Annotated in this window: 19 protein-coding genes; 11 read left to right on the top strand and 8 right to left on the bottom strand. The window is 43.4% G+C overall.

The window, feature by feature from the left end:
- The first annotated feature begins 32 nt into the window (after positions 1 to 32).
- Positions 33 to 263: a hypothetical protein gene (locus ACR63T_RS05530; RefSeq protein WP_201572974.1), complete on the top strand. Its 231-nt coding sequence runs from the start codon at positions 33 to 35 to the stop codon at positions 261 to 263.
- 101 nt (positions 264 to 364) lie between these two features.
- Here ACR63T_RS05530 and ACR63T_RS05525 read toward each other — a convergent pair whose 3' ends face one another.
- Positions 365 to 1852 (bottom strand): aldehyde dehydrogenase family protein, encoded by a 1488-nt coding sequence (locus ACR63T_RS05525; protein ID WP_472785024.1) that lies wholly within the window; start codon positions 1850 to 1852, stop codon positions 365 to 367.
- Positions 1853 to 2249: 397 nt separating this feature from the next.
- Here ACR63T_RS05525 and ACR63T_RS05520 point away from each other — a divergent pair, with 397 nt between their 5' ends.
- The 5 genes from ACR63T_RS05520 to ACR63T_RS05500 all read left to right on the top strand — a co-directional run bounded on the left by ACR63T_RS05520 (position 2250) and on the right by ACR63T_RS05500 (position 6922).
- Positions 2250 to 2885, top strand: coding sequence for a TetR/AcrR family transcriptional regulator (locus tag ACR63T_RS05520; protein ID WP_472785023.1), 636 nt, complete (start codon positions 2250 to 2252; stop codon positions 2883 to 2885).
- Positions 2886 to 3106: 221 nt separating this feature from the next.
- Positions 3107 to 4327 (top strand): iron-containing alcohol dehydrogenase, encoded by a 1221-nt coding sequence (locus ACR63T_RS05515; protein WP_472785022.1) that lies wholly within the window; start codon positions 3107 to 3109, stop codon positions 4325 to 4327.
- Positions 4328 to 4427: 100 nt separating this feature from the next.
- Positions 4428 to 5495, top strand: coding sequence for an NADP-dependent oxidoreductase (locus ACR63T_RS05510; protein ID WP_472785021.1), 1068 nt, complete (start codon positions 4428 to 4430; stop codon positions 5493 to 5495).
- A 75-nt stretch (positions 5496 to 5570) separates the two neighbouring features.
- Entirely contained in the window at positions 5571 to 6248 is a 678-nt protein-coding gene (locus tag ACR63T_RS05505; protein WP_201572964.1) for a type 1 glutamine amidotransferase domain-containing protein, read from the top strand.
- A 44-nt stretch (positions 6249 to 6292) separates the two neighbouring features.
- Positions 6293 to 6922 (top strand): glutathione S-transferase family protein, encoded by a 630-nt coding sequence (locus ACR63T_RS05500; RefSeq protein WP_472785020.1) that lies wholly within the window; start codon positions 6293 to 6295, stop codon positions 6920 to 6922.
- Between the two features lie 191 nt (positions 6923 to 7113).
- On the opposite strand, the gene pdxH is transcribed toward ACR63T_RS05500, so the two are convergent.
- The 5 genes from pdxH to cysS all read right to left on the bottom strand — a co-directional run bounded on the left by pdxH (position 7114) and on the right by cysS (position 14675).
- Complete coding sequence (pdxH, locus tag ACR63T_RS05495; RefSeq protein ID WP_472785237.1) at positions 7114 to 7758, bottom strand: pyridoxamine 5'-phosphate oxidase; 645 nt, start codon at positions 7756 to 7758, stop codon at positions 7114 to 7116.
- 70 nt (positions 7759 to 7828) lie between these two features.
- Positions 7829 to 9193: a phosphoglucosamine mutase gene (gene glmM, locus ACR63T_RS05490; RefSeq protein WP_305900022.1), complete on the bottom strand. Its 1365-nt coding sequence runs from the start codon at positions 9191 to 9193 to the stop codon at positions 7829 to 7831.
- Between the two features lie 156 nt (positions 9194 to 9349).
- Positions 9350 to 10822 carry an IMP dehydrogenase gene (guaB, locus tag ACR63T_RS05485; protein ID WP_305900021.1) on the bottom strand — a complete coding sequence of 491 codons (1473 nt, stop codon included), beginning with the start codon at positions 10820 to 10822 and terminating at the stop codon, positions 9350 to 9352.
- Between the two features lie 282 nt (positions 10823 to 11104).
- Positions 11105 to 12937, bottom strand: coding sequence for a mechanosensitive ion channel family protein (locus ACR63T_RS05480; protein WP_472785019.1), 1833 nt, complete (start codon positions 12935 to 12937; stop codon positions 11105 to 11107).
- A 277-nt stretch (positions 12938 to 13214) separates the two neighbouring features.
- Positions 13215 to 14675 (bottom strand): cysteine--tRNA ligase, encoded by a 1461-nt coding sequence (cysS, locus tag ACR63T_RS05475; protein ID WP_472785018.1) that lies wholly within the window; start codon positions 14673 to 14675, stop codon positions 13215 to 13217.
- A 286-nt stretch (positions 14676 to 14961) separates the two neighbouring features.
- Here cysS and ACR63T_RS05470 point away from each other — a divergent pair, with 286 nt between their 5' ends.
- On the top strand, positions 14962 to 15585 hold the full coding sequence (locus ACR63T_RS05470) for a cob(I)yrinic acid a,c-diamide adenosyltransferase (RefSeq protein ID WP_472785017.1): 624 nt from the start codon (positions 14962 to 14964) through the stop codon (positions 15583 to 15585).
- Positions 15586 to 15642: 57 nt separating this feature from the next.
- Here the strand turns inward: ACR63T_RS05470 and lepB are convergent, their stop codons facing one another.
- Positions 15643 to 16479, bottom strand: coding sequence for a signal peptidase I (lepB, locus tag ACR63T_RS05465; RefSeq protein ID WP_472785016.1), 837 nt, complete (start codon positions 16477 to 16479; stop codon positions 15643 to 15645).
- 157 nt (positions 16480 to 16636) lie between these two features.
- Positions 16637 to 17563 (bottom strand): hypothetical protein, encoded by a 927-nt coding sequence (locus tag ACR63T_RS05460; RefSeq protein WP_472785015.1) that lies wholly within the window; start codon positions 17561 to 17563, stop codon positions 16637 to 16639.
- 263 nt (positions 17564 to 17826) lie between these two features.
- Here ACR63T_RS05460 and ACR63T_RS05455 point away from each other — a divergent pair, with 263 nt between their 5' ends.
- The 4 genes from ACR63T_RS05455 to ACR63T_RS05440 all read left to right on the top strand — a co-directional run bounded on the left by ACR63T_RS05455 (position 17827) and on the right by ACR63T_RS05440 (position 24639).
- Positions 17827 to 18612 carry a glycerophosphodiester phosphodiesterase gene (locus tag ACR63T_RS05455; protein ID WP_472785014.1) on the top strand — a complete coding sequence of 262 codons (786 nt, stop codon included), beginning with the start codon at positions 17827 to 17829 and terminating at the stop codon, positions 18610 to 18612.
- 234 nt (positions 18613 to 18846) lie between these two features.
- A complete protein-coding gene (locus ACR63T_RS05450; protein WP_472785013.1) occupies positions 18847 to 20265 on the top strand; it encodes an acyl-CoA desaturase in 1419 nt (472 codons plus the stop codon).
- A 250-nt stretch (positions 20266 to 20515) separates the two neighbouring features.
- Positions 20516 to 22024, top strand: coding sequence for a protein adenylyltransferase SelO (locus ACR63T_RS05445; RefSeq protein WP_472785012.1), 1509 nt, complete (start codon positions 20516 to 20518; stop codon positions 22022 to 22024).
- A gap of 293 nt (positions 22025 to 22317) precedes the next feature.
- Complete coding sequence (locus ACR63T_RS05440; protein ID WP_472785011.1) at positions 22318 to 24639, top strand: NADP-dependent malic enzyme; 2322 nt, start codon at positions 22318 to 22320, stop codon at positions 24637 to 24639.
- Positions 24640 to 24678 lie beyond the last annotated feature (39 nt).

The following is a 24678-nucleotide window of genomic DNA, read 5'->3' as shown; positions in this document are numbered from 1 at the left end:
CTGTTTAAATAGTTCCTCTCTAGGAGAATGTTATGACTGTAGAACACGTTGTGATTCACAAACGTAAAATCGTAAATGAATTTTTGATAAAACTCACCAAAGAAGAACCACAAATGTACTATGCCACAACCTCTGAGGTGGCACGCAGTATCCATAAGATGATCAAAGAGCATACCAATCGCTTGTCAGTAGAAGATCAGGCGCTCGTTAGGCACATGACCATCGATGAGATCAAAGATATGTTAGGTTTTCACCTTAATTAATCCTACTATCAAAGCTCCCATAGAAAAAGACTGCCTATACAGCAGTCTTTTTTTCATTTTAAAAACATTATTTTAAATCATCTGAGTAAAAACAGCCGTTTTTAGAAAGGATAGTTACGAGGCTCGTGCTGCACAGATATCCAATGCAAAGTTGTAAACTCTTCTAACACCCATTCGCCATTAAAGCGCCCAATACCAGAGTTTTTCTCCCCACCGAATGGTGCATTACTTTCGTCATTAACGGTGATGTCATTGATATGGGTCATGCCTGCTTTGATACCGCGAGCGAAGCGCAGACCTTTTTCCATATCTTCGGTAAATACTGCACTTGATAATCCATACTCAGTATCGTTAGCCAGCTTTAAGGCTTCATCCTCATCTTTGGCACGGATAATACCGACTAATGGACCAAATATTTCATTACAAGATAAATCCATATCAGCAGTAACCTCAGTAAAGATATGCGGCGGCACCACTTGCCCCTCAATCTCGCCACTCATAATCATGTTCGCGCCAGCATCTTTTGCTTTAGCGATTTTATCTTTGATTGATTTAAGCTGATCTTCATTAATAATAGGTCCAATCGCTGTATCTTGATCGTTAGGATCACCCACTTTTAACGTTTTTACATGCGCGTGAAAACGCTCAACGAAATCATCATAAATAGCATATTCAACGATAATGCGGTTGATAGCGATACAGATTTGACCTTGATGCAAGAACTTGCCAAACACCGCCGCTTTTACCGCGTTATCTAAGTTAGCGTCTTTTAGCACTACGAAAGGGTTATTGCCACCCAGCTCTAATGCTAGCTTTTTAATAGTATTACCACTATTGGCCAGCTCGCCGATATGCTTACCGACTGATGTTGAACCTGTAAAAGAGATGAGTCTTGGGGTGTCATGGGTGACGATAGCATCACCAATCTCGCTACCTGCGCCAACCACTACATTAAGCAGTCCCTTTGGTAGTCCCGCTTCTTCAAATATCTTGGCAAGCAGTAGACCGCCTGTAACTGGCGTATCGCTGGCAGGCTTTAGCACTACTGCATTACCTAGCGCTAGAGCTGGTGCAATTGAGCGCTGGGTCAGATGAAACGGAAAATTCCATGGACTAATCACTGCAATAACCCCAATAGGCTCACGATAGATAAAATTCTCTTTACCCGGAATCTTTGAAGCACGTATTTCACCATGCACACGATTAGGGAAACCTGCCGCTTCTACCGTAATGGCGCGTGCACTGCTAAACTCGACCATCGCCTTGATACGCGTACTGCCCGACTCCTTGACTAGCCAATCAACGATCTCATCTTGACGCTGATCTAAGATGCTAACCACTTTATGTAGTAGTGCACCGCGTTCGGCTGGGCTGGTTTTTGCCCATTCAATCTGTGCTATTTCTGCCGCTTTATAAGCCTCATCTAATTGGCTTTTCGTGGCTTGCTTAATCTCAACTAAGGTCTCACCGTTGAATGGGTTGGTGTCGGTATTGACGCTATCGTCTTGACCTTGTTGCCACTCGCCCGCTATATATTGAAAACCAAAATCGCTATATTTCTCAGTGCTTGATTGATTATTATTTGACATGATCATTCCTATTTTTATTCAAGTTAATGACTGTATAAATTAAGAGTTATCTAGGGCGTGTCATCAATTAAAACATTTATGTTTTAATGGGTTAAAATTTACTTCAATGTTGTCTATTTGGCATTCATTGAGTCATTATTCCAATAAGAGCGACTCTTTTCTCTCAATCATAAAAGTCTATTTTTAATGTAAGTATAGTGAATAAACAAACCTAACTTGCTAGACGACTGGTCTAATGCTAACATAGAGACACTTAAAACCAAAAACTATTATCAGCAGACTTTGTTGAAAAAACGTAACTCATCCAAATACGATTGGTCTAAATGCCATTTGCTCGATAGTTCAAACCAATACAACCTAATGTCAAAACCAACACAATAAGGAGGGCATAATTTTTATGTCTGCTACTACCTCAGCTGTTTCTATTAATGATACTACGCTAAACAGTACCACGCTTACCAATACTAAGACGCATCTACTGACGACCGGCTATCAGCTCCTTTCACAAAAGGGGTTTACCGCTGTTGGTATCAAGCAAATACTGGATACCGCAGGTGTCCCTAAAGGCTCATTTTATCATTACTTTGCGTCAAAAGAAGCTTTTGGTGAAGCGATCATCAATTACTATTTTACTCTTTATAAAACGCGTCTAGATATGATTAATCAGCAAGATACTAGCGCTCAGCAAAAGCTTTATGACTACTTTCAAAACTGGTATGACACTCAGCAGAACGGCTGCGATCATGAAAAATGCTTGGTAGTAAAATTAAGTGCTGAAGTGGCTGATATGTCAGAGCCGATGCGTAAAGCGCTAGATACAGGCTATCAGCAGACTATAAACTGGTTAGCGACACATATCAAAGCTGGTTGGGCAGATGGCTCAATACCTAAGCGCGCCAATATCTCAGCGGAGAGTATCGCCAAGCGCTGGTATTTTGCATGGCTCGGTGCCAGCCTGATTGCCAAAATTAGTCAGACTAATACACCCCTATCTGAGGTCTGGCAAATGACTACGACTGAGATGGGTCGTTAAAGTATTTATAGGCTAGCTTTATTGTTGTTAGATCAATTGTTCTTGTCTAAATATCTCTATACAGCTGTTTTGTAACTATTATAAATAATGACTAGACGACCGGTCTAATTAATGTACAATGCAAACAGTTTCTGGTTATCTATGTTTATTAGACATTTATAACCAATCAAAATTTTTAATAAAACTAATTTAATTAACCTCAATAAAGATTTAGGAATATTATGAATAACTTTCAATATTACAATCCAGTACGTATCGTCTTCGGTGAAGACCAAATCCAGCAGCTATCTAAGCTAGTACCGACTGATGCCCGCGTGTTAATTACTTATGGCGGTGGTTCAGCTGAGCGCACAGGCACTTTAGCTGAAGTCAGAGAAGCACTAGCGGCTAGCGGTAGCCGTGAAGTATTTGAGTTCGGTGGTATTGAGCCAAACCCTGAGTTTGTGACCCTGCTAAAAGCAGCTGATATGGTCAATGAGCACAATATCGACTTTTTGTTAGCAGTCGGTGGTGGCTCAGTTATTGATGGTAGCAAATTTGTCGCACTGGTCTCTTCATTACATGATGATGATAATGTTGACGGTACGGTATCACGTGATAAAGCTTGGAGCGCGCTAACTAGCTATTGTAGAGATATAGACTCTGCTATTGATTTAGGTGCCGTATTAACGATTCCAGCGACGGGTTCTGAGATGAATTCAGGGGGTGTAGTCAACCATAGCGAACGCCAAGCGAAGCTACCGTTTGGTAATCCATTAGCCTTCCCTAAATTCTCTATTTTAGATCCTAGCAAGACTTTGACCTTGCCTGATCGTCAAGTGATGAATGGTGTGGCAGATGCTTTTGTGCATGTAATGGAGCAGTATTTGACTTATCCAGTCAATGCCAAGGTACAAGATGCGTTCGCTGAGAGTCTACTCAAAATCCTTATTGATGAAGGTAGAGCCGTCAAAGAAGATTCAGAGAATATGGAAGTCCGCAAAAACATTATGTGGACCGCCACTATGGCTCTGAACGGTCTCATCGGTACGGGCGTACCACAAGATTGGACGACTCATATGATCGGTCATGAGCTAACATCATTGCATGCTATTGATCATGCTCGCACCTTGACCATCGTATTGCCATCAGTACTACGTGAGCTTAAAGACAGCAAAAAAGATAAACTGCTCCAGTATGCTCGCAATGTATGGCACATCACTGAAGAGGGTCAAGATGATGACGCTATCATAGAGTCCGCTATTAGTCATACTGAAAACTTCTTCCGCGAGCTCGGACTGCCAGTTAGCTTAGAAGATGCCGAATTAGATCAGTCAGCCATTGATCCGATTATCAAGCAATTGGAAGCGCATCAAATGGTCAAATTAGGTGAGCATGGCAAAAACGACTTGCAAGTATCACGCCGTATCTTAGAGCGAGCAGTGACAGCAAAAGCCAGCTAGTTGCTTTTATTAATTACCAAACGGTTGCTTTACTAGTAGCCGTTTGGCTTGATCTTCAATTGCCTAAAAACAATACTATTAATAAGAAAAGGAGCCTCCTATGAGTACTGATAAACAGTCGAGCTTTCAACAACAACAAAATAATCAAATCAATCGTCAAATTAAACTAGCCAGCCGTCCAAATGGCGCGCCAACTGCTGATAACTTTGAAATGGCGACTGGCGAGATACCGAAGCCTAATGACAGCCAGATGCTTCTGCGTACCGTCTATGCCTCACTCGATCCGTATATGCGTGGACGTATGAGCGATGCCAAAAGCTACGCTGATCCGCTAGAAGTCGGTGATGTGATGCTCGGCGGTACGGTTGCGCAAGTGGTCGAATCGAATGTAGACAAATTTGCCGTCGGTGACTTGGTAGTCTCTAACTCAGGCTGGCAAGATTATAGCGTCAGTAATGGCGAAGGCGTGATCAAACTAGACAAAGATATGCCGCACCCCTCATACGGTTTAGGTGTTCTAGGTATGCCAGGCTTTACGGGTTATATGGGTCTGACCGATATTGGTAAACCGCAACAAGGCGAGACATTAGTCGTTGCTGCTGCTACAGGCCCTGTTGGGGCAACGGTCGGTCAAGTCGGTAATAAATTAGGCTTGAATACCGTCGGTGTGGCAGGTGGAGCCGAAAAATGCGCTTATGCGATCAATGAGCTAGGCTTTGATAAATGTCTTGATCATTATGCTGATGACTTCGCTGAGCAGCTCCAAGCGGCCTGCCCTAATGGCATCGACATCTACTATGAAAACGTCGGTGGCAAAGTATTTGATGCTGTATTACCCCTACTCAATGCTCACGCGCGTATTCCAGTATGCGGTCTAGTATCACAATATAACGCTACCGAGTTACCTGATGGTAAAGATCGTTTGGGCATGCTGATGGGTAATGTCCTAAGCAAACGCCTAACGGTCAAAGGCTTTATTATCTTTGAAGAGTATGGCGATCATTTCCCTGAGTTTTTAAAGACGATGGGCGCTTGGGTTGAGTCAGGTGAAATCAAAACTAAAGAGCATATGGTTGAGGGTTTAGGCGCAACACCACAAGCCTTTATCGGAATGCTAGAAGGTGATAACTTCGGTAAAACGGTCGTTAAAGTCGCTGATGTAGAATAGTTTTTGATAGTAGATAAGCTAATATTAAACCAATAATTTAAAGCACATTTAATCAATAAATAATAAGGAACAATTATGAATATTTTAATGGTACTAACTTCACATGATAAATTGGGTGATACGGGCAAAAAGACAGGTTTTTGGTTAGAAGAGTTTGCCGCCCCTTACTATGCTTTTCTTGATGCAGGCGTCAATGTGACACTCGCCTCTCCTGCTGGCGGTCAGCCACCACTAGATCCTAGTAGTGATACCGAAGATACGCAAACCAAAGATACCACGCGTTTTAAAGACGACAAAGACGCTCAAGAGCATTTGGCTAATACTAAAAAACTCGCTGATATGAAAGCAGAAGATTTTGATTCTGTATTCTACCCTGGCGGTCATGGCCCATTGTGGGATTTGGCAGTAGATGAAAACTCTATTAACTTGATTGAGACTTTCGTTAAGCAAGACAAACCTGTTGCTTTTGTTTGTCACTCTCCAGCTGCGCTCAAAAACGTCAAAATCGATGGTGAATACTTAGTCAAAGGCAAGACCGTCACGGGCTTTACCAATTCAGAAGAAGATGCAGTAGGCCTAACAGACGTCGTACCATTCTTAGTAGAAGATGCGCTTATTGCCAATGGCGGTAACTATGAAAAAGCGGCCGACTGGGAATCATTTGTGGTTGAAGATGGTCTGTTGATCACCGGTCAAAACCCAGCTTCATCAGAAGAAGCGGCTACGCGTCTAATCGCAAAGCTTAAAGGTTAAGACCCAACTGTCTATAAATCACACCACGAAATAAGGTCGATACTATGGTTCGCTTACATCATCTCAATCAATCACGTTCATTACGCACTTTATGGCTCTTAGAAGAGCTAGGCGTGCCTTATGAGGTGGTCAGTCATCAGCGCGATGCTAAAACGCATCTGGCACCTGATAGCTTAAAAGCTGTGCATCCTCTTGGTAAATCACCGGTCATTGAAATGGATGGTGAAACATACTCGGAGTCAGGGGCCATTACTGAGCTATTGATCGAACGCTTTGCGCCAGATCGTCTACGCCCTGCTCCTGATAGCACCGATTACGGGCATTATCTACAGTGGATTGATTTTGCTGAAAGCTCGCTCATGCTGCCATTAATGCTTGAATTGTTTACTAACAAAGCAGGTATTAATGACAATGAGTTTTTGAACGGGTATATCGAGACAGAAAAAACCAGATTATTCAAATATCTGGATACCTCTGTTGACGGTAAGTCTTTTATCGTAGGGGATACGCTCAGTGGTGCTGATTTTATGCTGTCGTTTGACTTAATTATTCTTGCTAAGCGTCAAAAGCTCGATGCTTATCCACATATTAAACAATATGCTGAAAAGCTGGCCAGTCTTGATAGCTATCAACGTGCCATGCAGTTAGAAGCAAAGTATGATGAATCTATGTAGTTACCTGTGCTAAATGGCAGATAATTCATCAGTTTGATATAAAAAACAGACCTACCATGGTCTGTTTTTTTATGCGTGGTTTGATAACAAGGTGCGATTAGTCAATTAATAATTGGCATAAAAAAGCCACTCTAAACCTTCACCTTACGAGCCTCAGAGTGGCTTTCATTTTTTCAATAATCAGTGCGCTACTATGGCAATAAACGCTTAGTCGTCCAACTATTAGCATCATCTTGGGTATAGACAATACGGTCATGTACACGGTTAGCGCGGCCTTGCCAAAACTCGATACTCTCAATAGTGATTTCATAACCACCCCAAAACTCTGGCGCTGGTACAACGCTATCTTTTGGATAGTCGCTTTTTAGCTGATCAAACTTATCTTCCATAATCGCGCGATTTGCCACCTCGCCACTTTGTGGCTCACTAATCCACGCGCCAAGCTGACTATCGTGTGGGCGCTTATGGAAATAGTCCGCAGATTTGCTCGCGTCAATTTTGGCAATAGAGCCACTGATACGTACTTGGCGCTCAAGCTCATTCCAGAAGAATAAGACTTCAGCGTTTGGATTCTCAGCGATGTCTCGACCCTTGGCGCTGTCATAATTGGTATAGAACACGATACCTGTTTCGGTAATCTCGCGCATGAGTACGATGCGTACACTAGGCTTATTATCTGCGCCGCAAGTGGCTAAGCTCATCGCATAAGGCTCTTTTACCTTTTGTACTAATGCCTCATCCATCCAAGTTTTAAATAGCTCAAATGGTGATATTGGTACTGAGTTCTGATCCAAAACTCCTTTTTCGTATGATAAACGCTGATCGGTAAAGTCCATGCTCATAGTTTTTCCTTATTCGCCTTAATCATTATTAGCTTTAGTTATTACTCGCTGCAATAAAATTGCATTAACCTAGCACAGCCTTAATATGATCGGCTAAATCATTAGCCATCACATCACACTCTATCTCGTCATCAGACTCTACCATCACTCGAATCATCGGCTCAGTACCTGACTGACGAATAAGCAGACGCCCGCGACCTTCTAAAGTATCACGTGCTTTATCAAATGCAGCTACTAGCTCAGGATAAGTGAACGGATCTTGCATTTGCGCTAGGCGTATATTTACAAGCTTTTGCGGTAATACCTCAAAGCCCTCTAGCATTGCGCTTAATGCTTTATCTTGAGACTGCATAACGGCTAGTACTTGCAAGCCTGCTATGATGGCATCTCCTGTACGGCTTTTATCCAGACACAATATATGCCCTGATGGCTCGCCGCCTAATATCCAACCGTTAGCGTCAAGCTCTTGCATGACATAACGATCACCAACTTTAGCACGGGTAAAGCCAATATCGAGTCTATTAAGCGCCAGCTCAAGTCCCATATTGGTCATCAAAGTACCGACCACGCCAGCGACTTGCTGAACGCCCTGTGTCGCCAATATATAAAGGATGCCATCACCATCGATCAGTCGACCTTTATCATCGACCATAACGATACGATCACCGTCACCATCGAGGCCAATACCGACATCAGCATTATGATCGAGTACCGCTTGTTGTAGCCCTTTAGGATGAGTCGAGCCGCACTCTTCATTGATGTTGAGACCATCAGGAGTATTATTAATGGCGATTACCGTAGCACCCAGCTCACGCAATACTCTAGGAGCGACGCTATAGCCTGCCCCATTAGCACAGTCGATCACGATGGTCAAATGATCCAAATCGTATTGATAAGGAAAACTGCCCTTACAGAATTCAATATAACGGCCTTTAGCATCGTCGATACGATGGTTTTTACCTAGATTGGCAGGATCTACTATCGGCATCAGGGCACTTGCATCAGTGCTTTCCATAATAGCTTTAAGCTTATCGTTGATAGCGTTTTGCATGGCATCAGTGAGCTTTTTACCATCACCTGAAAATAGCTTGATACCATTATCAAAATAAGGGTTATGCGAGGCAGAGATAACCACCCCAGCATCGGCATTAAAGCTACGGGTCAAATGAGCAATAGCTGGCGTCGGCAGTGGGCCTAACATATGCACATCGACTCCAGCCGCATTAAAGCCCGCTTGCAATGCGCCTTCGATCACATAGCCTGATAGCCGAGTATCTTTACCGATGACGACACTCGGTTTACGCGAGCTATTGCCATTGCTTTCTATCAGTACTTGTCCCGTCACATAGCCTAACTTGAGAATAAAATCAGGAGTAATAGGCAGCTCACCAAATCTTCCACGAATACCGTCCGTACCAAAATAGCTCATTGTACTTATATCCTTTTTTATATTATAAACCTGTTAAATATAATACTTATTAATCCTCAATCAATCTAGGGAATAATTACATTAGTCAAAAAAAACAGCCAACAATGAGCAAGCACTGTTGACTGTTATTAGCTACATTTTAATGATTACCAAGATTTAGCTAACACGGTAGTTAGGCGCTTCTTTGGTAATCTGTACATCATGGACGTGCGACTCTTTCATACCTGCTGAGGTTACTTTGATGAACTGCGGCTTAGTACGCATGTCCTCAATAGTAGCGCAGCCTGTATAACCCATTGATGAGCGCAGGCCACCGACCAATTGATTGACGATACCAGCGACTGGACCTTTATAAGGAACGCGACCTTCGATACCCTCTGGAACCAACTTCTCAACCCCATCTTTTGCATCTTGAAAGTAGCGATCCGATGAGCCATTGTCGCCAGACATCGCGCCTAAGCTGCCCATACCGCGATAGGCTTTGTAGTAGCGACCTTGGAATAGCTCAACTTCGCCTGGGGCTTCTTCCGTACCTGCCATCAGTGAGCCGACCATAATACAAGAAGCACCAGCGGCGATAGCTTTTGCCATATCACCTGAATAACGGATACCGCCATCAGCGATCAGTGGAATGCTGTTTTGTAGTGCGCTGGCTACGCTATCAATCGCTGATATCTGTGGCACACCGATACCGGCGATGATACGCGTGGTACAGATAGAACCTGGGCCAATACCGACTTTTACCGCATCAGCGCCTGCATCACGTAATGCCAAAGCCGCGTCGCCTGTCGCGATATTGCCGCCGATGACTTGAATATGAGGGAAGTTTTTCTTAACCCAAGCGACTTTATCGATGACGCCTCTTGAGTGACCGTGTGCGGTGTCGACTACGATAACATCGACGTCAGCAGCAACGAGTGCCTCAACGCGCGCTTGAGTATCAGCGCCTGTGCCAACCGCCGCGCCTACTCGCAAGCGACCATGATCATCTTTACAAGCATTAGGATTGTTTTCAGCTTTGGCAAAGTCATTAACCGTGATCAGACCACGCAAGCGGAAATCATCATTAATGACGATCACTTTTTCGATACGATGTTCATGCAGTAGTTTTTTGATATTCTCGTTGCTTTCGCCTTCATGCACCGTAACTAGCTGATCTTTTGGCGTCATAATATGGCTGACTGGCAGCGTCAGATTGGTCTCAAAACGCCAATCACGATGGGTGACAATACCGACAACTTTGTCAGTGCCCTTTTCAACCACAGGCACACCAGAGATATTGTTATCTTGGGTTAGCCTGAGCAGCTCCCCAATCGTCATCTCAGGATGCACAGTAATGGGATCAACGACGGTACCCGCTTCAAACTTTTTGACGCGGCGAACTTGCATTGCCTGCTTACTGATATCCATATTTTTATGCAAGATACCCATACCGCCTAGTTGCGCCATGGTGATCGCCATTTCAGACTCAGTAACGGTATCCATCGCCGCAGAAACCAGTGGCAAATTCAAAGTAATACTTTTGGTTAAGCGTGTAGACAAGTCAGCTGTTTTTGGAAGTACTTCAGAATAAGCTGGCAACAATAATACGTCATCAAAAGTGAAGGCTTCATCGACAATACGTAACATACAGACCCCTATGGTGGCTATTTTGATGGATGGGAGCTCGATACCAAGCTTCTCGATACTAAGCTCAATAATGAGCTAGTTATTAGAATACGACTGCGCCAATGTAGCCAATCGATTATCAGTATCTAAAGCATATCAGCGATCAAACTATCTTATTGAAGAACAACTTTAAATAGTAAGACGCCTTGAGTTATCCCGTTAAAATAACGCCATATTATATCAAATAACACTCTTATCCGCATGATTATTTCAGTGCACTATCTTTGCCAGTCACCTAATGAATTATTGAGCCTCTTTGAGGGTAATACGTTCAGTAGGCAGATAGCCTTTTTGCTCATTATGTAAGTATTCGAGCATGCGTTCGCGGACATCACACTCAAGCGTCCAAGCGTTTAGAGGGCTATCAGAGGCTAGTGCACCGCGCAGCTTAATAGTCTCTTCATTAACAGAGACTACTATCAGCGCAGGGTCTGTCTTACCATCCCAAAGCTCATGCGCTTTGACAACCTCTATAAATTTCTGTCGAACCGTATCGATATCGATTCCATAATCGACAAACAGATAGACCACACAGGTTTGATGAGACTCGGTATGCGACCAGTTTTCAACGATTTCGATAACAAAATGCCTCATCGGCACGATCAAACGACGCTCATCCCAAGTTTTGAGTACCGCATAGGTATAACGCAAATCTTCAATAGTAGTCCAGTCGCCCTCCATCATCACAGTATCGCCAATGCGTACTGGCTGAGTAATAGCCACTTGTAGACCCGCTATAATATTCCCCAAGGTAGGTTGTGCAGCCACACCGATTACGACACCTGCAATCCCAGCCGAGGTCAGTAAAGTTGTGCCCAAGCCTTCAATATTTGTGAATTCACTAACCCCAACCCAAATGCTACCAAGGATCATGACGAATATAAATAAACGACGAAATACCGATACGTAAGTGAGGCGCACTCGATACTTATCATACTCATCATCGGCTAATCCATCGATCTGCAGATCTTTGTAGCGATTAGCAAAAAAGTTGATTACTCGGATGCCTAGCCATACAGCACTGACTACCAGCCCTATCCACATAATAGGTCTAGTTGAGGTTGCGATGGATTCGATATACGGAAAACCGCCAGAGACTAAAGTGAATACTGACGAGAAGCCTATAGTAAAAGTCAGCGGTACGGTTAACTGATCGATAAACTCGGTAATGCTTCTTTTACTATGAGTAAGAGATTCTACTGCTGCATCACCAACATACCAGTTGACTAACTTACCAGTCACTCGACTTACCAGCCAACCCATTCCCATAGTGACTAAAAAGAAACATACTAGCGCTAAGAACTCCCAAACAGCCATCCCAAAGAATCTTAAGACCATCCACTCAGGTATGTACTGCTCAAACTCTGGTGGCTTATACCGATCATAGAGATTATCTATATTACCTACGGTCTGTGCTGAAAACACCCAGATAGGAGCCTCGTCATTCACTCGCACGCGCTCAATAAATAGCGGAACTTGTCGATCACGATAATTGATATAGCCCAATTTAATGGAGCGGCGCGGAATACCGCTGATACTACTGCTACTGCCGATAGGCGGTTCTATCAGACCATCAGCTCGATCAGGCATACTATTAAAAACGTAGAGACCTTTGGTATTTAATAAAAAATCCAATCGCTGAGCCAGCTCGCTGCTACGATTGGCTTGGGTGTCATTATCGAGCAAATTCATATTTAGCGCATAGGCGGCCAAGTCGTACTGCTCTTTTATAATCGCTGATTGAAAAAACTCCAATGTCGCGAGTGGCGTCGCCAAATTAGGGGGTGTTGAGAGCGTCTTTAGACCACTATTCAGCGTTTTTAACAGGTAGTAGCTCTCATTATACTCTCCAGTCAGTGCTGAATCTGCTTGCAGCTGACCAGCCTGATCGGCTACCTCTGTATCATCGGTAATAAAGACATCTGCTACGCTATCAGGGAGATCAATATCCTGCTCTGAGAGCTGATCAAGCTGCTTCTCAGCATAATCAAATAGATTGTCAGGCTCAGTACTTGACTGCGTAGGAGCTTGGTTTTGAACTTCAGCTGACGTTTGATTGTCAGCATAAGCTGGCATGTACCCTAAGCTTAATAGCACGAGTAATAGCCAGCTAAATCTTATATACCGAGCTGTATGATAGCTTGACCCTCTGTCACTTTGGCAAGCTTTATTGGCGGCACTTTTATGAGAATTATAAGTATTCATAAGATTATTAGAACTGGATTTATAAAGAATAGCCATTTGATCAATGTTTCAGAGAAAATTACCACATAAGCTAAAACAGTTAGCTAAAAAAAGCCAGCGCGAAGCTGACTTGATTTGTTAGTTTGTGTCTATAAAGCTATTTAAAAATTCAAGCACGTCGCCAAGTCGTACCGCTACGGCTATCCTCAAGCTCAATACCAGTATCTAAAAGCTGCGCCCGTATCTGATCGGCGCGCGCAAAGTCCTTATTGGCCTTGGCATCGGCGCGCTGGGTGATGAGACTATCAATATCGGCGTCACTAAGGCTACTCTCTTGCTCATCACCGATTACGGCTTGCAAAAACTGCTGTACGGGCTGCTGTAATATATTGAGTACTTGTGCCAAAGCCTTGAGCTGCCCTGCCAGTTGCCATGCTTGGGTGGCATCATCAGCCTTAACCGCTTTATTAATGTCACGCGCCAGACCAAATAATATACCTATTGCCGCTGAGCTATTGAAGTCATCATTCATCGCGGTGATAAACGCTTGTCCTGCCGCACTACTATAAGCATTACTAACAATCTCATCGTCAAGCTCTAGCTTTTGATCTTGCTGCTGCTCAACATTTTTTAATGCTTGATATAGTCTACTTAGGCTATTATGTGCATCCGTTAACACTACATCTGAGAAGTTCACTTGACTACGATAATGACTTGATAATAGAAAGAAACGCACGGTTTCAGGTAAAAACTTCGCCATAACTTCACGAATAGTAAAAAAGTTACCCAAGGATTTGGACATCTTTTCGCCATCGACATTGATAAAGCCGACATGCATCCAATTGCGCGCATACTCGCAGCCAGTCGCTGCTTCAGACTGGGCAATCTCATTCTCATGGTGTGGAAATTGCAAATCATGCCCACCGCCATGAATATCAAAGGTGTTGCCCAAGCATTGCGTCGACATTGCCGAGCATTCAATATGCCAGCCAGGACGCCCTTGACCCCAAGGCGATGCCCACTGCGGCTCATCGGGCTTGGCCGCTTTCCAAAGCACAAAATCAAAGGGATTGCGTTTGACGGTCTCAACCTCTACCCGCGAGCCTGCTTGCATCTCATCAAGATTGCGCTTGGACAATTTGCCATAATCAGCAAAACTATCAACCGCATAATAGACATCGCCGTTATCTGCCGCATAGGCATAGTCGCCTTTGACCAACGCCTCAATCATCTGCTGCATATCGTCGATATGATCAGTGGCGCGCGGTTCGGCATCTGGTGACAAGCAACCAAGAGCGTTAGCATCCTCATGCATCGCTGCAATAAAGCGCTGAGTCAAGGCGCTTATGTCTTCACCGTTCTCAGCGGCACGCGCGATAATCTTATCGTCGATATCGGTAATATTACGAATATAGTTGACATCAAAACCCAATTGAGCGAGCCAGCGCACTGCCATATCAAAGGCAACCATCACTCGTGCGTGACCAATATGACAGTAATCATAAACCGTCATACCGCACACATACATGCCGACTTTTCCAGCTTTTAGTGGCGTAAAAAGTTGCTTACGAGCAGTCAATGAGTCATAGATCATCAATTGAGAGGTAGCGTCGGCATGAGATAGGGTCATAATAAACTAGCCTTTTAAATAAAATAGTAGTAATTAAGATAGTAGTAACAAAAAAGTAGCCGCATAGCGCACGCAATCTGCGTTAGTAACTATATCTGCGTTAACAATTGGAAAAGATAGCTACTTTACTGTTGCAACCCTGTATATTAGCGAAAATAGCGTTAAAATACTACAATGAAGGCTTTAGCATGACTGAGTATTAATGAAGCAGTGGCTATAAACTAGAGTTGTGGCTCGCTGAAACTCATATCATTTAGCATCAACTTTATAAATTTGAGGATATATCATGGGCAATCGTTTAAGCAAAATTTATACCCGTACTGGCGATGACGGCACTACAGGTATGGCGGATGGTAGCCGCGTCAGCAAAGCCGATGAGCTGTTTAGTGTGATGGGCGATATTGATGAGCTCAATTCTCATATTGGGCTAGTACGCGCGCACTTCACTCATGCAAACGACGACAATGCTTTGCCAGAACGATTAAAATCACAAGCGGGCGCTGACTTTAATCAAGCACTAATCGTCATCCAGCATCTGCTATTTAATATAGGTGGTGAGCTGGCAATGCCAGAATACGAAGGTATCAATCCTACTCACATCGACTGGTTGGAGCAGCAAATCGATGCGATGAACGCTCATCTGCCGCCACTCAAAGACTTTATTCTACCGACAGGTTCAGTGCTAGTCAGTCAGCTGCATGTAGCACGTACTGTCTGTCGCCGTGCCGAGCGCCAAGCGGTAATATTACAGCAAGAGCGCCCAAAAGCTATTCGCAGTACGGCGGTCAGCTTAGTCAATCGCTTATCTGATTGGCTATTCGTTGCGGCTAGATTCTGCACGAATCCCGAGCACATATCTGAGGTTTTATGGGATAGCCAAGTGTTGCAAGATTTGGATGTTAAGAAATAATCTATAGCTTTAAGTAGAATAGCCTGTGCTCTATTAAGAGCGCAGGTTTTTCAACACTTATTTACCGAACACATAAGCCACTTCACCTACGAAGTCAGTACTAGGTACCGTGCCCCAGTAGCGACTATCAGCAGAATTATCACGATTGTCGCCTAAAAAGAAATAGTTATCTTCTGGAACTGTGGTAGTTGAGGCCTCTATAGGTGACCCTGATTCTGTAGTCTTTATCTGATATGAATACACACCAGAGACTTCATTATAGTAGTTAAACTCCTGATCCTTAGAGATCAAAGTGGTCTTCAATAAAGAACCATTGACAGATATATTGTTCTGCTCAATTTTTATAACGTCACCAGGCTTGCCAATGAGTCTCTTAACATAAGGTATATCTAAATTGGGCGGATAAAACGCGTACATTTTCCCACGCTTTAAATCGATACCATCCGACAAGTCTGTATCCATTAGCTTCATTCCATAAGTACCATAATCACCGAAGCCTAGCTTTTTGATAATAAACACATCTCCTACCTCAAGGCTAGGACTCATAGAGGCTGCTGGTACGCTGAATGGCTCATAGAAGAACGAACGTATCAAAAACCCTGTAGAAAATATAACGACATAGACAGCTGGAATACCCCACCATTGTGAATACCAGTTACGTGTTGTTTTGGCATTATAGTTTTTGGCGACTAGATAAGCATGGATAGGACAAATAACCATAAAAATAATGCTTAAATGCATTTGGTATCGCCAGTCTAATAGGTTTACAACGCTAACTAATATCAGATATAACCAGAATAGCACGAGCTTGTTCAGATACAAAAAAGCAAAGGGCTGTACGATAATACCCAATAATACTGCGATCCAAACTTTTGGCTGCCATGTCTCGCTCAAGTGCCTCTCCTTAAGTGAAAGTGTTTGTTAAGCATAGTTTATATTCTTGTCAAATTTGCTCAGCATATCTTCAAAATTTATCAGCATTATTTTTGTGACATAAAAAAAGCAAGGCATCATAATCCTTGCTTTTTTATTACTTTAAGTGCTCTACCAGTTAATAAATAGCGCTTTCATCTTCGATAATGACCATATCAATGTTTTCATCTTTCGGCACACTCTTAGGAGTAGTTACTGGCGCGGCTTGCGTACTGCTCTGTACCTCTGGGCCTTGAGTGATGGTTGGTGGCGATGCAGGCTGAGCGGGACGGACAGGTTGAGCGGGACGCGTAGGCTCAAGTGGTATAACTTCTTGCGACTGTTGGCGCTGAGCTTGGGCGGCGTTATTGCGTGCAGCCGCGGTGCGACGTTCAGCTTGGGCGGCCTGCTGTTGTGTAGCGCGACGTTCAGATACCAAAGTACTGACTGCTGAGCCTGCTACGACTTCTGACACTAAAGTAACTAGCGTTGGCTGACCGATGATACGAGCTTGCACTTGACCACCTTGAGTACCGACGACATAACTAAACGCATCGTCGACGAGCATATTATTATTGATACGGATGTTATTCTGCGCCAAACGCGTCTGCAAGCTTGGCTGATTATTAGCGGACTGCAACTGGCTGGCCTGATATAGATCTTCACTAGCTAGCGTCATGCTGACACTGGCTTGACAGGTTGTCATTCCATTGGCGTTAGCTTCTTGGAGAAGTGCCGTGTTTTGTACATCGATTAAGATACGACTAACTTTGCTAGTAATTGCATTAGCATTAACACTGACTTCTGTAGCATTGGCATAATTGGCAGCTAAGCTCTGCGCTTGCTGATTCAAAATATTCTTGAGTGCTGCTTTGAGCTTATCTTGCACCAATGGATTATCACAAGCGATAACGGGAGCGACTGTCTCTTCATTAACCACAACCACCTCATCGGCATCCAGCTCGTCTTTTTCTGAGCGGTTACAGCCAACAATAGCTAAACTGCATAGCAGGCCGACTCCAGCAAGTTGTGTTCCTTTAATCCATTGATGATTCACTATGCTCATACTGATACTGCTCCTAAAATAAAACTATTATACGGGGTTTAGCTTAGATGTTCATTAGCTCAGGCCACTACTATGCCAATTTAAAAAGTCAAAAGCTCAAAATTTCCGCTCTAGTTGCAAAAACATAACAAACATTGCACCTGAATAAAGCTATAAAATCAGCGTAGGTTTAGAGCGTACTTAACTCAAAGCCTATTTAATTACTGAAAACATATTTAACAATAGACCCTAATAACTGATAAACCTACAAAATTTGAATAACTATGCTAGAGCTAAGAAACACCCGACTGTTAGGCCATCGCGGTGCGCGTCATGAGGTGTTAGAAAACAGCTTACAAGGCTTCCAGCATGCTTATAACTTGCAAGCGCGTGGACTGGCTGGTGTTGAGTTTGATGTGCAATTGACTGCTGATGGGCATTTAGTCGTTTTTCATGATGATACTCTGCAGCGGCTTTGCGGGCTGCAATCACGCATTGATCAGCTAAACTTAGCTGAGATTCAGCGCCATCTGCAACTGGGTCATCAAATTATTACTTTGGATAAGTTGTCGTGGCCTCTATTATCCTCGTCTAAGTTTCCAACTATTGAAATAAAAAACCCCTTAAGTCGATTCTCACATATAGAGCTTGAGATAAAAACCCACAGTCGTACTAGCTATCCGCATCTGATTCGCGCGCTATGCCGCTATCTCATTGATAGCCCTCTTGCCGGCTTACCTATCGTACTCACTAGCTTTGATCTACAGCTGCTTGCCCAATTGCAGCGTCATAAACTACTGTCTACCATTCCCCGAGGACTATTAGTAAAGGAGACTAATAGTCTACGTATAGCGCCTAATACAGCCCTGCAATTGGGCTGTGGGCAGTTAGGTATTCATTATCCACTGCTCAATCAGCAAGTGATTCAACATTGTCACCGCTATGGCTTACCAGTCAGTGCTTGGACGGTCAATGATGTTGATATGGTCAAACAGCTGATTCGATGGCAAGTCGATGTGATTATTACCGATATTCCAACACAGTTATTAGGGCTGTATGGCTTGAAATGAGCTATTAACACCCTCACTCTTTAATCCACTGATCCAATATTGCTATCTACTTATTGACATAAATTCTTACCATTTTGTTTAATTCCTGACAGACAACAAGGTTTTAAGGCCTTATGTTATATAACTCATACAAGTTATTGTTATTTAGCAAGATTTTTATAGTGTATAGGTGTTCACTTTCTCTCATTAATAGCGTAAAATAAACACTGAAACTAATACCTCAAGGGATATTACATGATTGCAAAAACAGTAATGGGTTTACCGCTTAAGACTTTACGTTTAGCTATAAAATCTAGCGATACACTTATTCAAACGGCAGGCACTCAGGCACTACGTCTTAAGACGTGGTATGAGAATGGCGATGCTGAAAAAACTGCGGATTCTACGGTGACTGGCGCTGAGCAAGTTGCTGCTGGTGATAGCGCTGATATAAGTAAAGGTAATGGCGCGGTATCTGTTAGTGAGCCTATAGATATTCGTGAGCTTGAGTTTAAGAACTCACCAATTAATAAGATTCCTGCTGCTTTTTTGATAGCGACACCACTTGCAGCGGCAGTTATTACCCCTTGGTACTTAATGACTCATCAAGTTAGTGCGCCTGTTTGGGGTATCTTTGGTGCATTCATGGTATGGACGGGTATCAGTATCACTGCAGGCTATCATCGCCTGCTCGCGCATCGTGCCTATAAAGCGCATCCAATTGTCAAAAACTTTTTATTATTAGGCTCAACTCTTGCTATTCAGGGTTCAGCATTTGACTGGGTATCAGGCCATCGTAGTCATCATCGTCATGTTGATGATGTCATGGACGACCCGTACTCAGCCAAGCGTGGGTTTTTCTTTAGTCACATAGGTTGGATGCTTAAGAACTATCCTAGTGGTCGTTTTGATTATAAAAACATTCCAGATCTAACCAAAGATAAGACTTTACAGATTCAGCATAAATACTACGGTCTTTGGGTATTGGCTACCAACGTTGGCTTGGTTGCGGCGGTCGGCTGGTTAGTTGGTGATGTTTGGGGTACTTTAGTGCTAGCGGGTTTATTACGTCTAGTATTGACTCATCACTTTACTTTCTTTATTAACTCTTTGTGCCATATGTTTGGATCGCGTCCTTATACGGACACCAATACAGCGCGTGATAACTTCTTCTTAGCTATCTTTACTTGGGGCGAGGGTTATCATAACTATCATCACTTCTTCCAGTACGATTACCGTAATGGTGTTAAATGGTGGCAGTATGATCCTACTAAGTGGTTGATTGGTGGATTATCAAAAGTTGGTTTAACTACTGAATTACGTACTGTTGATGATACTACGATCAAGCATGCTGAAGTGCAAATGCAGTTTAAACAAGCGCAGCAGCAGATTGATAACGTCTTCGCTGGTGGTTTAGATATTCCGCACACTATGAAAGCTTTTCAAGATCGCATTAAGTTTGAATTTGATGCTTTCACTCAGACAGTAGAGGAATGGCAAGCGCTAAAAGCCAAAGCTATTGAGATGAAAAAGACAGAGTTTGCTGATCGTTTGCATGAAGTCGATGATAAGCTCAAGCATGAGTATGCCAATATCGAACAAAAGATCCATGCTCATAATGACAATTTAAAAGTTGCTTTTCGCTCAATTGGTTACAATAGCAAGGCTGCTTAAGTACCAAAGCCGCTTAGCGCAAGTTCATTAAGCCTATACTTGTTAAATAGCTAACATTTATTTTGATTAGAGCTTATTTTAAATAGTACAAGAACCCCTATCATCCTAGATAGGGGTTTTTTTATGGACGCGCAAAACATTTTTAGCGAGTCCTGTTATTAATGCTTACAGAGTTCATAAGCCTAATAATGTGGCTATGTTATAGTAGCTTAAATCACTCACACCTTGAAACTTGACAGAGATCGCTGTTATGCGCTACCAAAATACTTATACCAATTTAGATACCCGTCTGTACCATCGCCAGCCTCCGACCCCACTAGATAATCCTCGCGTAGGTCACTTTAATACTCAAGTAGCCGAACAATTGGGCTGGAATGACGATGATGATCTGATGACACGTTGGGTTGAAATTCTGGGGGGTCACTATGTGCCTGCTGAGTTTGCACCACTATCGATGGCTTATGCGGGACACCAGTTTGGACAGTGGGCAGGACAGCTGGGCGATGGTCGTGGTCTACTTATGGCACAAGTACTCGACAATAACGATCAACTACAAGATTTACACTTAAAAGGTAGCGGTTTGACACCTTATTCGCGGATGGGCGATGGCCGTGCGGTACTGCGTAGCACTATTCGCGAATATCTGTGCGGACATGCGCTAAATCAGTTGAACATCCCCGCCTCCAATGCGCTCGGCTTTGTGGTATCTGATACGCCCGTTCGCCGCGAGCGTATGGAGGCAGGTGCGGCGCTAATGCGGGTTGCTGATAGTCATATTCGTCTCGGTCATGTCGAGTGGATTGCCAGCTTTGCCCCTGATTTACTCGCTGAATTTACGGATTATATGATAGATACTTACTATCCTGAGTGCCGTGATAGCGACCAGCCCGTCTTGGCCTTTTTACAGTCTGTGGTTGAGCGAACAGCGAGGATGATTGCCGATTGGCAGCTTATTGGCTTTGCTCATGGGGTTATGAATACCGATAACTTATCGATTACCGGTAGCACTTTAGACTTTGGCCCCTTTGGCTTTATGGAGCGCTTCAATCCAGCATGGATCAATAATCACTCTGATCATACAGGACGCTATGCTTATCAAAACCAGCCTGCCATCGGTCACTGGAATCTCAACGTTTGGCTTTCGCACTTTATGCGCTTGACGCAAGATGGCGTCACTCGTGACAGCTTGGCGGAGTGTTTAGCCGTCTATGAGCCAACCTTTATGCAGCATTATCAGCAAGGACTATGTGCCAAATTAGGATTACCTCATCAGTCTGAGAGTCTAAAATTAGCTTTTAAATTTTTGACGCTGTTAGAGGATAACTTACTAGATTACACTAACAGTTTTCGCGCATTATTAGCACTTGTAGCACCAGAGGACTGTCCTTATGAGCAGCAGCTATTGGATACGCTTGTCTTAGAGCTTGGCGACAATGCCAATAAAGAGATTGGTACTAATATTAGTACTGATGCGCAACAAGTTTGGCAGGCTTGGCGTGAGGAGTATCTCGCTCAAATCAGTTCTCTAGATAAAGCCGCAGTCATTGATAGTTTGCAAAGTAATAATCCTGTTTACATCTTACGTAATGATATGGCGCAGCGCGCTATTCTTGCTGCTGAACAAGGACAATTTGAGGAAGTCGCTCGTCTTTATGAGTTACTTGCTAGTCCTTATACGGTACAAGATCGTGCTATCGAACTGGACACGACTGCGCCCGCTCGTAATGCTAGGCAACAACCTATAAGCTGCTCTTCGTAGAGTTAGTTTTCATTAACAGCAGTTGTTTAATAAAGGTATAACACTTACGGCTATCGTGGCACAAAATACTTACTATAAATCTAAGCAACAAGTTTCTTGTTTTGGTTTTATCGGCTAGCCAGCGAATTGACAATAGTGCTAGAATAGTTAACTTGTAAGCTTATGTTTCTTATGATGCTGCTTTACTATTGGCTTATCGTCCTTAAACTTAGTAGCCGTATTAAATATAACGATCGCTTTTGTGTCTTGAGCCTTACTCTATTTTCTCCTTTATTCCAACAATGGTACTCATTATGACTGACGATAATAATCTGAATATGGACACTCCTACTACTGATAAAGAGCAGTTCGAACAAGCGGCTCTGCATTATCACGCGTTTCCAAGACCTGGTAAGATTTCGGTTACACCTATTAAGCAGATGGCTAATCAACGTGATTTGGCTCTAGCTTATTCACCAGGTGTTGCGGTTCCTTGTTTAGAGATTGAAAGAGATCCAAAACTAGCGGCTAAATATACCGCTCGTAGCAATCTTGTCGGCGTCATCACTAATGGTACGGCTGTTCTTGGTTTAGGCAATATCGGGCCGTTGGCTTCAAAGCCTGTGATGGAAGGTAAAGGCGTCTTATTCAAAAAGTTTGCAGGTATTGATGTATTCGATTTAGAGATTGCGCAGAACGATCCTGATAAATTTATCGAAGCCGTAGCAGCACTTGAGCCTACCTTTGGCGGGATTAATCTTGAGGACATCAAGGCACCAGAATGTTTCAAAATTGAGCGCGAATTACGTAAGCGCATGAACATTCCTGTTTTCCATGACGATCAGCATGGTACATCTATTATTGTTGCTGCAGCTCTGCTGAATGCTTTATTGTTAACAGGCAAAAAAATCGAAGACATCAAAATTGTCTGCTCAGGTGCGGGTGCGGCGGCTATTTCATGCTTGAATATTATCTGTGCTTTGGGCGTCAATAAGGACAATGTCTTTGTTTCTGATTCACGCGGTATTATTAGCACTAGTCGCGAAAACCTTGACGAAACCAAACAGCGCTATGCTCGTGATACTGACGCGATGACTATTGAAGAGGTGATGGACGATGTAGACATGTTCCTAGGTCTATCTATGCCAGGTGTGCTGTCAACAGATATGGTTCGTCGTATGGCAAAAGATCCTATTATCTTTGCCTTAGCTAACCCAACGCCTGAGATTATGCCAGAAGTAGCGCACTCAGTACGCTCAGACGTTATCATGGCAACAGGCCGCTCGGACTATCCGAACCAAGTTAACAACGCCTTGTGTTTCCCGTATATATTCCGTGGTGCGTTAGATGTTGGCGCAACGACGGTTAATGAAGAGATGAAAATTGCTTGTGTGCGTGCTATTGCAGCGATGGCACATGTTGAGGCCACGCCAACGGCTAATGTCAGAAATGTCGATAACATCGCAAGATTTGGTCCTAACTACTTAATTCCAGGACCATTAGAGCCAAACTTAATCATCGAGATTGCCTCTGCGGTCGCCCAAGCGGCTATGGATTCGGGGGTTGCAACCCTACCTATCGACGATATGCAAGCCTATCGTCAGCGTCTCTCTGAATTTGTTTATAACTCAGCGTTTGTGATGAAGCCTATTTTCTCACGGGCAAAATCTGACCCTAAACGTATCGTCTATTGTGAAGGCGAAGACAATAACGTCCTGCTTGCCGTGCAGGTCGTCGTTGATGAGCAATTGGCGCAGCCTATCTTAGTGGGTCGTCCCGCTATTATCGAAACGAACATCGAGAGATTGGGTCTACGTTTAAAAGATGGGGAAAATATCACTATCGTCAATGTGGATGACGATGATCGCTATAAAGACTACTGGCAAGGCTACTACGAAAAGAATAAACGTAATGGCGTAAGTATCGAGCTTGCTCGCCGTGACGTCCGTCGTAAGACTACTCTTATTGGCTCATTACTAGTCGAAAACGGCGATGCTGAAGGTATGATTTGTGGAACCTTTAGTCATTACCAGCTGCATTTGGAATACGTGCAAAGCGTTATCGGTAAAAAGACGGGCGTCAGTAATTTCTATGCTATGAACGCCATCTTAATGCAAGATCGCAACATCTTTATCGCTGATACTTATATCCATGAAGACCCGACCGCTGAGCAATTAGCTGAAATGACGGTATTGGCAGCTAACCAATTGCGTCGATTTGGCATGACACCACGTGTCGCCTTAGTATCACATTCAAGCTTTGGTACTTCAAACCGAGCCAGTGCTGTGAAAATGCGTAAAGTTTTTGAATTATTGACCGAGATGAACGTTGATTTTGAATTTGATGGCGAGATGCAAGGCGATGCGGCGCTCAATGAGCACATTCGTCTAGAGGACTTCCCTTCTACTAATTTTAAAGGCTCTGCAAACCTATTGATTCTACCTACTTTGGATGCAGCAAATATTGCCTTTAATTTACTAAAAACAGCGACTAATAGTGCATCAATCGGCCCTATTCTTTTGGGTGCCAATAAGCCTGTGCATATCTTAACCCCATCAGCTACTGCCCGTCGTATCGTCAATATGACAGCCCTTGCGGTTACTGAAGCGATGGATTTAGAGAATGAGCAACAATAGTTAGCACTTGCAGTCTTGGCTACTATTATATTAGACAGT

Source organism: Psychrobacter sp. M17(2026) (assembly GCF_055699815.1).
The sequence above is the reverse complement of the archived record's forward strand: the minus strand, read 5'-3'. Positions and strand labels throughout refer to the sequence as shown.